A 918-nucleotide genomic window follows, 5' to 3' on the forward strand; every position below is an offset into this window, starting at 1 on the left:
GGCTGGGTCTGTCCGGACCGGGAAGCACCGGCGCGGCCCGCGCGCTCCTCGCTGCCATCCTCGCCGATCATCAACTGACCGGTGCGGCACACAACCGGGTGATCCTGTCCGCGTCGACCGTCCGGCGCCTCGCGCTGGACGGGCACACCGACTACCCCGATCTGATCGTTGTCGAGTCCGACGACGCGGCGTTGTCCCATCTGGAAGCCGAGGTCGCGCACCGGACCTGGCTCGCCGCGGAAGCACCGGCCACAGCCGGGGAGATCATCAGCCGGGCCGGGCTGCGGGCCGCGCACCCGGACGAGGCCCTACCCGACGTGCTCCTCATCACCACCGCGGATCCTCGCGCGATCGGCCGCCGGCTGGCCGGGATCCTCACCCAGGGCCAGCGTCTCGGGATCACCGCGGTGATCCTCGACGGCTGGCCGTCCGGCACCGAGCACACGGTCCGCGCGGACGGCACGATCCTGACCGCCACCGGGGCGACGCGGACGCTGCGCCGGCTCTACACCCTGCCCGCCGCGGACACCGCCCACCTGCTCGACCTCCTCACCACCGCCCACGGCGGCGCGCACACCCTGCCCAGCCGGGGACACACCACCCCACCGACAGTCCCGGACAGCGGCCGGCCGGCCGACACCACCGGCGACGAGGACCCCAACCGCACCCCACCGATCCGGCACCTGCCGCTTGCACCCCTGCCCACCCGACCGGCAGCAGCCCCGGCCGGCAGTAACCAGCTCCCGGCAGGAGACGACCCCCAGCCCGACGCCGTCCCCGACCCGGCGGCCACGAACCCCACCAGCGGCGACCCCCCAGCACCACCGTCGCTGCCAGGCCCGCCAGCCGCCACCGGCGCGAACCGGCCGGCCCGCGACAATCCCCCCGCCGGAACCGGCGGGTCGCCCGTGCCGGCGC

The 918-nt window shown here is 75.7% G+C and carries 1 pseudogene; it reads left to right on the forward strand.

Annotated elements, in window-relative coordinates:
- Positions 1-918: pseudogene (locus AC5LUJ_RS19970) on the forward strand (hypothetical protein); the annotation flags it as partial.

The organism is Protofrankia sp. CiP1_Cm_nod3, from assembly GCF_982290655.1.